The organism is Flavobacterium sp. W21_SRS_FM6 (assembly GCF_052119645.1).
Taxonomy (GTDB): Bacteria; Pseudomonadota; Gammaproteobacteria; order Enterobacterales; family Alteromonadaceae; genus Paraglaciecola.
This window is the reverse complement of record NZ_JBGQOM010000003.1, coordinates 325,066-337,674: the sequence shown is the minus strand read 5'-3', so window position 1 is coordinate 337,674 and position 12,609 is coordinate 325,066. Positions and strand designations below refer to the sequence as shown.

Here is a 12,609-nt window from a genome sequence, read left to right as displayed (position 1 = left end):
CCTTTAACCACAAGCATAGAAGAAAAATCACATTGAACTTAGTTTCTACAACAGTGGGTCATGGCCCGAACTTAGTATTACTGCACGGCTGGGGCTTAAATAGCGGGGTGTGGCAGCCTGTGATTGATGAATTAATTGAACACTTTACGGTGACGACAATTGATTTACCTGGTTTTGGTTTAAATCACGACAAAGTTCCTTCACCTTATACCCTCGAAAATGTGGCGAGTTGTGTGATTGAGGAAATACCTGAAAATTCTATCTTATTAGGATGGTCATTAGGGGGATTAGTGGCCCAGCAAATAGCCTTAAGCGCTGCGCACAGAATAGATCAACTTGTTTTGCTTGCAACGAGTCCTTGTTTTATTGCTGGCAATGATTGGCCTGGTATAAAGCCGCAAATATTAGATAATTTTAAACAACAATTACTTGAAAATCAGGGTGCCACTATAGGTCGTTTTTTGGCTATACAGGCTATGGGTAGCCCGAGTGCTAAAAAGGATATAAAAGTAATTAAAGCACAAGTAGAAGCCTACCCCGCTGCAAACCCTCAAGCTTTGAGTGCAGGGCTAACGCTACTTGCTACGAGTGATCTTAGGGCTAGGCTGATTGATTTACTTATGCCTTGCCAGCTGTTACTTGGACGATTGGATAGTTTAGTGCCAATTAAAGTCGCCCAGCATATCGCCAAATTCATGCCTTCAATATCGATAAGCGTTTTTGAACATTCCTCCCATGCCCCGTTTATCTCCGAACAGTCGTCTTTTGTTGATTTTATGCTCAATTACTTGAACAAAGATACCGGTTAAGCTTTGCAAAAAGCGCGAAATGGTTAATAATTAGTCGCATGAGGCTGGGGGGCCACAAAGATGTCTGTTAATTTCAGTAGTAATGTAAATGCCGCGATCGTGAATGGCCAGCTTGGTTTATCGCGTGCGTCTGCTGGTCTCTCACAAAATGCCTTGAACATCGCTCAATTGTCTACCCAATCTCAGTCTCAGTCATCTCAAAGCCCCCAAGAATTTTTAGCTAATGCAGTCAAAACTCAGCTTGGCACCATAAAGCAAACTCTACCCCCTATAGCCGGTGGAATAAGCTCTGAGTTGGTTGGCTTATCGGTCAATAGTATTAATGCACAAGCGTCTGCCAAAGTGCTCGATACGGCCAATGATTCAATTGGCACTATCCTTGATATTCTGGCTTAAATTTAGTCGTCATTAACGATGAATATCTTCCCACCCATTCCCACCACCATTACCTTTAATACCGGTACTGTTAATAACGAAGCAGCACGCAGAGACAACACACTCAAAGACACAATACCTGCGTCTACGCAAAGTGAAGGAAGCAGTGCAGAGAAAGGCCTTGGTTCTGAGTTTGATCGTGCTAGAACCCCTGGGCAGGCTCCTGGGCCCTTAACATATGAAAAACCCCAGCTGGCGCAAAGTCAGGTCTTTGATGGTCAGCAAGCGGGACAAAACAAAGATAATGGCAGTGACGAAAGTGCAGGTCGTGAGGATGCCGAAAGCCGTCAAAGGGAACAGCAGCAAGCCGAAGACAAGCAAATTCAAGAATTAAAACAACGAGATCTTGAAGTCAAAGCGCATGAGCAGGCTCACGCCGCCATGGGTGGTCAACATGCTGATTCGCCTAAATATGAGTATCAAACGGGCCCTGATGGTCGTCAATATGCGGTTGATGGTGAGGTGTCGATTAATATTTCTGAGGGTTCAACTCCCGAAGAAACAGTGCGTAAGATGCAACAAATTAAGGCTGCGGCACTGGCACCCACAGAACCCTCACCACAAGATTTACGGGTCGCTGCTGAAGCCACCCAAAAATCCGTTGAAGCACGTAATGAGATAGCGAAAGAAAAAGCCGAGCAAGCCAAGCCAGTACTTGAACAAAATCAAGGTATTACTGCGCAATCGACTATTTCAAGTGAGAGTGCACAAAAAGCCACTACTCAGCCGCCAACGTTGGACGAAACGGCTAAGGGTATCGATATTAGTGCTCCTACTCGCTCTCTTGAAAAAGGCAGTGAGGAACTGAGTAATACATCTGTTGAAGAAGATATAGCCTTAGCTGAACAAGCGACATTGGCCTATGCTAATCGTGATGAGAAAATGGTACGTCGCCTAGCCGTGATTGATAGTTTTTATCAGCAAGCAACGATGCCTAAAGAGCAAGGTTTTAGGCAAATAGCCTGAAGCTGAATATATTTTTATCGACAAAACGCCCATGTTCATTGGGCGTTTTTGTATCCTAGCTTAAACTATCAAGACTTATTTTTTCTTTGCTTTAGCAAAGGCATCAGCAAAAGCATTTCCCATTAATGGGTTAGCTGGTGCCTGTTGGCGAGATTGCTGCTGTTGGCCAGGCCTTTTCCCTTGACCTTCTTTTTTACCCATTGGTCTTTGCTGCTCTTTCGAAGGAGGGGTTTGATTGGGGATATCATCCAAACGCATCGTAAAAGAGACGCGTTTTCTCGCTACGTCGACTTCCATCACTTTGACTTTAACAATGTCGCCAGCTTTAACAATTTCTCTTGGATCTGAGATGAATTTATTCGTCATTGCGCTGATATGGACTAAACCGTCTTGATGTACGCCAACGTCGACAAAAGCGCCAAAGTTAGCCACATTACTTACCACGCCCTCTAACACCATACCCACTGTTAAATCGCTTAATGAGTGCACGTTTTCATTAAAGTTAGCTGTTTTAAATTCAGGACGAGGGTCTCGTCCTGGTTTAGTTAATTCGCTAATTATATCGGTGACCGTGGGTAGACCAAATTTGTCAGTAACAAACTCTTCTGGCTTGAGCATTCTGAGCAGTGCGGCATTACCAACAATATCGTTTACGGCTACGGCAGAACGTTGCACGATATTTTGCACAATGGGATAGGCTTCAGGATGCACAGCCGAAGCATCTAAGGGATCAGAACCATTCATAATCCGTAAAAAGCCCGCCGCTTGCTCATAGGCTTTTGGCCCAAGACGCTCAACATCTAACAAACTCTTTCTGGTTTGAAAGGCGCCATTTTTGTCACGAAACTGCACAATGTTATTTGCTAACGTTTTATTCAAACCAGATACATGGCTTAACAACGCGATAGAAGCAGTATTGACATCAACACCCACCGCATTTACACAGTCTTCAATAACAGTATTTAGCGACTTACCTAAGTTGCTCTGGCTGACATCATGTTGATATTGACCAACACCTATAGCTTTGGGTTCGATTTTTACGAGTTCTGCCAACGGATCTTGTAAACGTCTGGCAATTGATACTGCACCGCGCAATGAAACGTCTAAACCAGGTAGTTCATTAGAGGCCAGTTCTGAAGCTGAATATACTGATGCACCTGCTTCACTAACAACTATTTTGCTAACCCCAAGTTCTGGGTGGGCTTTTATCATTTCAGCAACGAGTTTATCGGTTTCTCTAGAACCAGTACCGTTACCAATGCTGATTAATTTCACTTTGTGTTGTTGACACAAAACCGCCAAGGTACGTAAAGATTTATCCCATTGGTTTTGTGGTACGTGAGGAAATATGGTGCTAGTAGCCAACACTTTGCCTGTTTCATCAACAATAGCTACTTTCACCCCGGTTCTTAGGCCGGGATCGAGCCCCATGGTTATTTTGGCGCCTGCTGGAGCAGCCATTAATAAATCATTTAGGTTTTTAGCAAATACGCTGATGGCATCGTGTTCGGCTTTTTCACGTAAGGTGCCAAACAATTCATTTTCCATGTGCAACATGATTTTTACCCGCCATGTCCACTGCACAACGCTAGCAAACCAGGCATCACTTGCTAATCCGTTAAATTTTAGGCCCAAATAGTCAGCAATAATTTGCTCGCAATAAGAGCTTTTCTGCCCTTCTTCTTTTTGCGGGTCTGCGTCTAAGTTGACTTGCAATATACCTTCATTGCGGCCTCTGAACATTGCTAATGCACGATGTGAAGGCGTATTAATAAGCAGTTCTGAGTGAGAAAAGTAATCACTGTATTTGCTGCCATCTTGCTCTTTACCTTTGACTATTTGGCTTTTGATATGAGCATTTTTAGTCAGGTATTGACGGATTTTTTGCAACAAACTGGCATCTTCAGCAAACCGTTCCATCAAAATGTATTTTGCTCCCTCTAGCGCGGCTTTTTCGTCTGCGATCGAGAAAGTTGGATTGACATAAGCCTGTGCCACTGACTCTGGATTTTGACTACGATCATCAAAAAGAGAATTAGCCAAAGGCTCTAAGCCTGCTTCAATTGCAATTTGGCCCTTGGTACGCCTTTTCGGTTTGAAGGGTAAATAGATATCTTCTAGTTCAGTTTTGTTTTCAGCAAGCCTTAGACTTTTTAGTAAGGCATCTTCCATCTTGCCCTGCTCAGTAATTGATTTGATAATCACGGCACGACGGTCTTCTAAATCACGCAAGTACGTGAGCCTTTGTTCTAAGGTGCGCAATTGAGCATCGTCTAAACCGGCTGTAGCTTCTTTACGATAGCGCGCAATAAAAGGGACGGTCGAGCCCTCATCAAGCAAATTGACCGCCGCTTTGACTTGTTCTGCTTTAACTTGCAGTTCTTGCGCAATTTTTTCAATTATCATGTATTTACCTTAATTTTTTCCAAGTGCATATATAGGGATGAGCACGCCCAATTTCCAGCTAAACTAAAAGAAAACAGCTAATACTAGGGCGTGTTGACCTTTGGTGTATGAATTTTGTTCAAATCCAAAGTGTTTTGATCGCGACGACGGATTACAGGCCTAGTGGGCTAAGTCAAAATCCGGCAACAAAGAGCAAAACGCTTTGGGTTGAACCCTTCGGGCAGCGTTTGTGCAGCATTTCTACTGCTTCATCACTCGCTCATGTAGAATAACTACACCGCGCTCGTGCTTTATTGTATAAATACCGCACAACCCGCTGCAAAAACACACACCAAAGGTCAACACGCCCTAGTTTGTTTGCTGTGAAAAGAATCCAATCCAGTATGTTGTTATTCAAATGGTAAAGGGTATCGGATAGCGTTGATATACCATTCTTTCTCACCAGAGGGGGTATTAACCACAGCACTATCGTCAACTTGTTTTTTTAAAAGTGCTCGGGCCATGGGGGAATCAATAGAAATGAAGCCCTTTGAGTCTCCGTAAATTTCGTCAGGGCCCACAATACGAAATTGCTTTTTTTCACCTGCAGCGTTTTCTATCTCAACCAAGGCGCCAAAGAATACCTTGCCTTCTTGTTGTTTCGAGTAACTGACAACCTGTAAGTCAGGCAGTAACTTTCTTAGATAGCGAACTCGTCGGTCAATTTCTCGTAACTTGCGTTTGTTGTATTGATAATCTGCGTTTTCGCTACGATCCCCTAAGCTCGCTGCCCACGTGACAATTTTAGTAATTTCAGGACGTTGGTTATACCAGAGTTCGTCATGTTCATCTTTGAGCTTTTTATAGCCTTCAGGAGTAATTAATTTTGTTTTCAAGCCTGAACCTAATTATATGTAAATCGAAGAAGCTCATTTTGACTCGCATAGCAAACTAAGCAAGCAGCACTTGCACCGGTAATGCATTTTCACGTCATTATGAAAGTATATTGGAACAAAAAGCGCTATTAAAAACCAACTTTTAATCACCATTTATTACTAAAATAAATAGACTAATTGCAGCTAAGTTTATATTTTCTACTATGCTTTATTTAAGCAAAATGCTGGGTATTAAAAAACAGTACCTGATTTTGCGTAGGCCTTCGTTTTGAAAATTTGCCGTCAAAACGCTGTGGATTTTAACTTAATTTTCTGAAGCACCAAACGTATTCATTTTGGCAATAATGACAATACAAAGAGGTAAGTTGAATCGTTTTTCATTGTTTTACAGACAAATTGTTATTTTCACCCAGTTAGGTCTGGGCTAATCGACCCTTTTGAAGGGTAACAGCAACGAGGGAATAAGGTTCAGCATGGAAATAAGCTGGTTGACTCAACAAAAAGCCGAATGTAAAAAATTCGGCTTTTTTTATGAATTTTGTTTTGGTTTATTCTGTGGCTTCTGCCGGTGTCACTTCAAGTAGTTCAACTTCAAAAATGAGGGTTGAGTTACTTGTTATTTTACCGGTGCTACGGTTACCGTAAGCCAGTTCGGACGGAATGTAGAACTTGAACTTAGAGCCAACTTTCATTAACTGCACGCCTTCAGTCCACCCACTGATTACTCTAGATAAAGGGAATACTGCAGGTTCATTACGCGCGTATGATGAATCAAACTCAGTGCCATCTAACAGTGTGCCCCGGTAATGCACTTTAACTGTATCTGCTGCTACTGGCTGTACGCCATCACCTTCAACAAGCACCTCATATTGCAACCCAGAATCGGTCACAATCACGCCTTCACGTTTGGCATTTTCAGCTAAGAAAACCTCGCCAGCTGCAATGTTTTCAGCGCCGATTTTGGCTGCAGACTCTGCTTGTTTTTCACGTATTTTGGCTTCAATGCTCTGAGTGATGGTTTGCATTTCTTCCATGCTTAACTGTGATTGCCCTTGGATTGCAGCAATAAAGCCTTTAGCCATGATAGTTTTATCATATTCAACGCCTAAGTCTTCTTGAACCAGTATTTTACTTTCAATAAATTGACCGACACTTGCCCCCATCGCATAAGCTTGTTTTTGCTCGTCAGTTTCGAGTTTTAACTCTTCGACTTTTAACATATCAACTGGTTCTGGAGCAGGTTGACAAGCGCTCAAGCCTAAAGCTGAGCCTATTAAGATAGCGATTAACGCCTTTTTCATTATAATTCTCCGATAGATGTAAAGACTTGAGTTAACTCAAGTAAACTGGGACAAGTTAGTAAACGCCTAGTCTAAACGTAGCTATAACAAAGAGAAACCCATAGATGAGCCATCTTTTCAAAATTCGCTACTATTTTATGTTACTTATTGTGATGTTAGTGGCTTGTGGTGAATTAACCGATGAAGCACAGCAAACTTTTCATCATGATGATGGTGGTGTTGATGCTGCGAGCATTTCCGCTGATGGAACATTGGCTATCGTTTCTAATCTTTCAAACGGTATTTCAGTCTGGGACTTGAAAACTAATACAAAGCGTTATGGATGGAACCAAGGCGAAGAAGGCAATTTAGTGGTGAATATTCATATTGCTTTTGATAACACTTATGCCGTTACCTCGGATCAAGATGCCTTTGTTTTATGGAATTTAACTAATGGAGAGCCTGAAGGTTTTTGGCGTATTGACGAGTCTAATATTCGAGATATTGCCGTTGCTAACCAAGGTCAAGGTATATTGGTTGGACGCAGTAATGGCAAGGTGATGTATTTTGAACCACAAACGGGACGCCGACTTGAGTTCCTGGGGCATAGCGAAAAAATCAACAGTATTGATTTATCACCAAACGGGTTTTATGCCCTCAGCGGTGGTAATGACTATGTCGCTTATCTTTGGGATACTCGCAGTGGACAGGTGATCCATAAGTTTGAACATTCTAGCCGGGTAACGAAAGTTGCGCTTGATGACGAAGGTCGTTTTGCTTTTACTGCAGATAGTAAACGAGACGCACGAGTTTGGGATTTACGCACAGGACAATCTATAAGCTATTTGCATTATTTTGAGCGGCAGAAGATTTTCAGCACAGCGGTTTTCTCAAAAGACGGTAAATATCTACTGACCGGCTCTCCAGCTAGGCGGCTTAACTTGTGGGATGTGCAAACTGGCAATGAAATAAAGTCATGGCGGGTGACACCTAGAGCAGGCACTCGGCCGCAAACCGCTGTAGTATATGCAGTCGGTTTTTGGGATGACAATCGGGTGATTTCAGAAAGTAGCAGCGGTTTAGCAGAAATATGGCCCATACAGAGTAATTAATATGCAACAAATCATAGATGATATCGAACAACTTCAGATGAAAGTTGCCTTTCAAGAAGACACTATAGAAAGCTTAAATAAGGCCCTCATTGCACAGCAAAAGCAGCTGGAAGATTTACAGTTTTCCTTTAAACAAATGGCAAATAAAGTCCGTTCTATAGAGCCAAGTAATATGGCTGAAGAACATGAAGAGTCACCGCCCCCTCATTATTAAGTGCGGCATATTTGTCAAATATAATCCAAGTTTGTTAGGTGCTAGATTTACCGCCAAGGTGGCCATTCAAAAATGATCGTAGAGTCTTTATTTTTTGCTATTGATGTCACGTTACCTATTAGTTTGATCATTGTGTTGGGCGTGGTGTTGAAACGGATAGGCTGGATCAACGATGAGTTTGCACAAGTGGGTTCGCGCTTAGTCTTTAACTTGACCTTACCTGCTTTGTTGTTCGTGAATATTGCTACCACTGATTTAACCAGTCATTTTCCACTTTTTTTAATTATTGTGGCTGGGCTCTTTATGCTTGGCTCTTTTGTTTTAATGCATGGCATTGCCTTATATATACCTACTCAATTTTCTCGAGGAGCTTTTGTACAAGGTGCCTGCAGAGGTAATATGGCAATTGTAGGTTTAGCCTTGGCTGCCAATGCCTTTGGAGAACAAGTCCTACCATTAGCGTCAATGTATCTCGCGGCATTAGTGATACCGGTCAATATCTTTTCGATCCTGACCTTGTACTATCATCAGTCAGCTGCACCCTCAGGGAAAACAGTGCTATTGAGTGTGCTAAAGAACCCTTTAGCCATCGCCATTTTTATTGCCATAATTATTGCTTTGCTTTCGATAAAACTACCTAAGGTGCTCATCGACACAGGTGATTATCTGGCGCGTATGACCTTGCCCTTAGCCTTGTTATGTGTAGGCGCTTCGATTCGACTGCATGAGTTCAGAGCTTCACAACTTTTATATGCTGCAATTAGTAGTAAGATCGTTTTTTTGCCAGTAGTGGCAACCGTGATTGCATATTATTGTGGCATTAGAGGTGATGAACTGGGTGTTTTATATGTAATGACGGCAGCACCGACCGCAGCTGCTGCCTATCCTATGGTTAGAACGATTGGTGGTGATTATCACCTCACTGCTGCGATTATTGCGGGAAGCACACTATTTTCAATGTTTACTTCAACCTTTGGGCTTTTTGTATTGCGTTATATAGGTTGGGTTTAGTACCAATCAGGTGACAATGTATACTTCATTCATTGCCGTCGGACGCGCTTTAGTGTCCCGTATTCAGCGTTACTCAAAACTAAAAGATCCTTACTTTTGTTGTAATTAAGTGCCCCGCGTGGGATGCCCCGCATGGGATGCCCCGCATGGGATGCCCCGCATTAGCGGATTTCTATATTCTCGCAAAGTGGTAAACGATGACGCCTAATTGAAATCGACAGGCAACACGGGGTTATTCAGGTTTAAACACGCCAATTACGCCAGTGCTACCTTTACTAGCACTGCTTACTTTTTTGTCTACCTGTGACTCGTGATAGTCACAATGAACACATTCAATTTTTTCTACGTTGTTTTCAAAATACAGCATAATGGAGTCTTGAGCTTTGCACTTAGGACATACAGCACCTGCAACAAACCGTTTTTTTATTTTATTAACCATGATTTTAGGAATAATTTAGCTCGCCATCTTGGTATCATAACCCGTATCGAACGTAAGTGTTATTAGTAAACAGGCTAGCATGATTCAATTTTCCGACCTTTCTTTAATGCGCGGCAGTAAAATGTTGTTGCAAGACGTTAACGCAGTGGTATACCCAGGTCATAAGGCTGGCTTAATTGGTGCAAACGGATGCGGAAAATCCAGTTTATTTGCTTTGATCAGGGGAGAATTACACCCCGAACAGGGCGATTTCGCTATTCCAAAAGACTGGCAAATTGTTTGGGTAGCGCAAGAAACTCCTGCAGTAGAGCGCAGTGCCTTGGATTATGTTATTGATGGTGATAGGCGTTATCGCGCGCTGCAGGCGCAATTAAAAGAAGCTGAAGAATCACATAATGGCGAGCAAATAGCAGTTTTACACGGTTTGTTAGAACAGGCCGGTGCCTATGATATTGAATCAAGAGCTGCCACCATATTGGCGGGTTTGGGATTTGCTAATGATGTCATGAATAACAGCGTAAATGCATTTTCTGGTGGCTGGCGTATGCGTCTTAATTTAGCCCAAGCATTGTTGTGTTATTCTGATTTGCTGCTGCTTGATGAGCCCACAAACCACTTGGATTTAGATGCGGTTATCTGGTTAGAAAAATGGTTGCAACGTTATACAGGTACTTTATTACTTATTTCTCACGATAAGTCATTCTTAGATAGCACCGTGAATGAAATCATTAGCGTTGAGCAGCAAAAATTAGTCAGTTACACCGGTAACTACGATGCTTATGAAATTCAACGTGCAGAGCGTTTACGATTACAAAGTTTGCAATATCAAAAGCAACAAGACCAAATCGCCCACCTAGAATCTTTTATCAATCGCTTTGGTGCCAAGGCAAGTAAGGCCAAACAAGCACAGAGTCGGGTAAAGCAATTGGCGAGGATGGAAACCTTGTTACCGGTCATGGCCGATTCACATTTTACCTTTCGCTTTTTGGTCCCGCCTAAGTTGCCTAATCCTCTTGTTAAGATGGAGCAGGTAAAAGTTGGCTATGGCGATAAGGTTATTTTGGAAAAACTCCAACTTAACTTAGTGCCAGGTAGTCGTATTGGTTTGTTGGGTAAAAATGGCGCGGGTAAATCCACATTAATCAAATTGTTAGCAGGTGAAAATGCCCCTTTGCATGGCGTATACGAGACCTCAGCAGGTTTAAGTATTGGTTATTTTGCTCAACACCAACTCGAGTTTTTACGCGCTGACGATTCACCTTTAGCTCATATTCAACGTCTAGACCCTAAGGCATCTGAACAAAGTTTGCGTGACTTTTTAGGTGGTTTTGGTTTTCGCGGCGATGATGCCTTAGCTAAGGTGGCTCCTATGTCTGGTGGCGAAAAAGCTCGCTTAGTATTGGCCCTGACAGTTTATCAAAAACCTAACTTGCTGCTCCTTGATGAACCAACCAACCATTTAGATCTGGATATGCGCCACGCATTAAATATTGCTCTGCAAGGGTTCGAAGGTGCGATGGTGTTGGTGTCACACGATCGTTATTTGTTATCGTCGGTTTGTGATGATTTTTATTTAGTTGATAGCGGCCAAGTTCAAGTTTTTAACGGTGATTTAGATGATTACAAAGCATGGATTTTAAAGCCAGAGCAAAGTGCCAATGCCACCGATAGCCCAAAAGTAAAACCAGAACGTAAAAACATTAAGCGGCTTGAGGCTGAGTTTAGGCAAGCTACACAAGGCTTACGAAAAACCATCACAATGTGTGACAAAACCATGGCAGATTTACACAGTAAGTTAGCTAAAATGGAAACAGAATTGAGTGAAACTGAAATTTATAACGCTGAAAATAAAATGCAGTTAAAACAAATTTTAGCCGAGCAGGCAAAACTTAAAGGGCAACTTGAAGAGACTGAAATGCAATGGTTAGATGCGCAAGAGCAACTAGAACTACAACAAGCTGAGTTTGACCTATTACTCAATTAACACAAAAGTTTAAGTCGATGTCTGTAGATGAAACTCAAGCGCAAGCTCCTTATTTCGGCGTGGTCACACACAGTAATTTTGTTGCCCCTTGGTGGGCAAAAAACCGCCACGTGCAAACTATTTTTCCACGGTTTTTACAGAAGCGTCAGGCTTTAAGGTATCGCGTAGAAAACTTCGTTTTGCCTGATGGAGATTTCGTTAAGTTGGCGTGGGTTGGCGATATCAATACCGCAAGCAGTCTGATTATTATGTTTCATGGTTTGGAGGGCTCTATCCACTCTCACTATTGCCATGATATGGCGGCTGACTTAGTCCGCCAAGGTTACGCTGTTGTTGTGATGCATTTTCGCGGCTGTGGTGGGGAACTAAATCATCGCACTCGGGCTTATCATTCTGGTGAAACCTCTGACCCTCTGGCATTTCTAAATTGGTTGCAAAGTCACTATCCCGAGTTGCCAAAATTTGCCATTGGTTTTTCTTTGGGCGCTAATATGCTGTTAAAATTGCTCGGTGAAAATCCCCAGCAAACCATACTAAAGGCTGCTGTGGCGGTCTCGGCACCGCTGCAGTTAGCTGAGTGTGCAGAAAGTATAGGTCGCGGTTTTTCAACGTTGTATCAGCGCTATTTGCTAAAAAGTATGCTGAATAACTTGCAACGCAAAATGGCAATCATGGACTATGGTAAGCAACTTAATATCAAACAGAATGAATTACACCGCCTTAAAACCTTCAGAGATTTTGATCAGCATGTGACGGCTCCCTTGCACGGCTTTAGCGATGCGGATGATTATTATCAGCGTTGCAGTGCCATGGCGTATCTAAAGGAGATACAAACACCCACCTTGATATTGCATGCCAAGGATGATCCCTTTATGAACGAAAAAGTGTTACCTAATTCACAGCACCTTTCGGCTTCTGTCAGGGTCGAGTTAAGTGAACAAGGTGGGCATGTTGGTTTTTTACAAGGCAGTCCTTGGCGTCCCAAAATTTGGATGCAGCAAAGAGTGAGCGATTTTTTAAAGACTGTGTCCGCTTTACAGCAGCAATCTACAAGTGAGAAAAAATGATTATTCCGATT

At 42.5% G+C, this 12,609-nt stretch carries 12 protein-coding genes; 8 read left to right on the top strand and 4 right to left on the bottom strand.

Going from position 1 to position 12,609, the window contains the following annotated elements:
• Positions 1-32: 32 nt before the first annotated feature.
• The 3 genes from bioH to ACEN2L_RS07405 are packed head-to-tail and all read left to right on the top strand — an operon-like array spanning position 33 to position 2,210.
• Positions 33-809 (top strand): pimeloyl-ACP methyl ester esterase BioH, encoded by a 777-nt coding sequence (gene bioH, locus ACEN2L_RS07415; protein WP_441742919.1) that lies wholly within the window; start codon positions 33-35, stop codon positions 807-809.
• A gap of 60 nt (positions 810-869) precedes the next feature.
• The gene (locus ACEN2L_RS07410; RefSeq protein WP_441742918.1) at positions 870-1,205 is read left to right on the top strand and encodes a hypothetical protein; all 336 of its coding nucleotides are present in this window, start codon (positions 870-872) and stop codon (positions 1,203-1,205) included.
• Between the two features lie 18 nt (positions 1,206-1,223).
• A complete protein-coding gene (locus ACEN2L_RS07405; protein ID WP_441742917.1) occupies positions 1,224-2,210 on the top strand; it encodes a putative metalloprotease CJM1_0395 family protein in 987 nt (328 codons plus the stop codon).
• 75 nt (positions 2,211-2,285) lie between these two features.
• On the opposite strand, the gene ACEN2L_RS07400 is transcribed toward ACEN2L_RS07405, so the two are convergent.
• From ACEN2L_RS07400 to fkpA, 3 genes are all read right to left on the bottom strand, one after another.
• A complete protein-coding gene (locus ACEN2L_RS07400) occupies positions 2,286-4,616 on the bottom strand; it encodes a Tex family protein (protein WP_441742915.1) in 2,331 nt (776 codons plus the stop codon).
• A gap of 389 nt (positions 4,617-5,005) precedes the next feature.
• Complete coding sequence (gene greB / locus ACEN2L_RS07395) at positions 5,006-5,491, bottom strand: transcription elongation factor GreB (protein ID WP_441742913.1); 486 nt, start codon at positions 5,489-5,491, stop codon at positions 5,006-5,008.
• Positions 5,492-6,039: 548 nt separating this feature from the next.
• Positions 6,040-6,792 carry an FKBP-type peptidyl-prolyl cis-trans isomerase gene (fkpA, locus tag ACEN2L_RS07390; protein ID WP_306021589.1) on the bottom strand — a complete coding sequence of 251 codons (753 nt, stop codon included), beginning with the start codon at positions 6,790-6,792 and terminating at the stop codon, positions 6,040-6,042.
• 104 nt (positions 6,793-6,896) lie between these two features.
• Between fkpA and ACEN2L_RS07385 the strand changes: the two genes are divergently transcribed.
• The 3 genes from ACEN2L_RS07385 (at position 6,897) to ACEN2L_RS07375 (ending at position 9,108) form a co-directional block, all read left to right on the top strand.
• Complete coding sequence (locus tag ACEN2L_RS07385) at positions 6,897-7,883, top strand: WD40 repeat domain-containing protein (RefSeq protein WP_441742910.1); 987 nt, start codon at positions 6,897-6,899, stop codon at positions 7,881-7,883.
• A 1-nt stretch (position 7,884) separates the two neighbouring features.
• Positions 7,885-8,097 carry a SlyX family protein gene (locus tag ACEN2L_RS07380; protein WP_306021590.1) on the top strand — a complete coding sequence of 71 codons (213 nt, stop codon included), beginning with the start codon at positions 7,885-7,887 and terminating at the stop codon, positions 8,095-8,097.
• A gap of 72 nt (positions 8,098-8,169) precedes the next feature.
• Positions 8,170-9,108, top strand: a complete 939-nt coding sequence (locus tag ACEN2L_RS07375; RefSeq protein ID WP_441742908.1) for an AEC family transporter — start codon at positions 8,170-8,172, stop codon at positions 9,106-9,108.
• A 232-nt stretch (positions 9,109-9,340) separates the two neighbouring features.
• Here the strand turns inward: ACEN2L_RS07375 and ACEN2L_RS07370 are convergent, their stop codons facing one another.
• Complete coding sequence (locus tag ACEN2L_RS07370) at positions 9,341-9,547, bottom strand: YheV family putative zinc ribbon protein (protein ID WP_441742906.1); 207 nt, start codon at positions 9,545-9,547, stop codon at positions 9,341-9,343.
• Positions 9,548-9,626: 79 nt separating this feature from the next.
• On the opposite strand from ACEN2L_RS07370, the gene ACEN2L_RS07365 reads away from it, so the two are divergent.
• The gene (locus ACEN2L_RS07365; protein WP_441742904.1) at positions 9,627-11,531 is read left to right on the top strand and encodes an ATP-binding cassette domain-containing protein; all 1,905 of its coding nucleotides are present in this window, start codon (positions 9,627-9,629) and stop codon (positions 11,529-11,531) included.
• A gap of 17 nt (positions 11,532-11,548) precedes the next feature.
• Positions 11,549-12,598, top strand: a complete 1,050-nt coding sequence (locus ACEN2L_RS07360) for a hydrolase (RefSeq protein ID WP_441742902.1) — start codon at positions 11,549-11,551, stop codon at positions 12,596-12,598.
• Positions 12,599-12,609 lie beyond the last annotated feature (11 nt).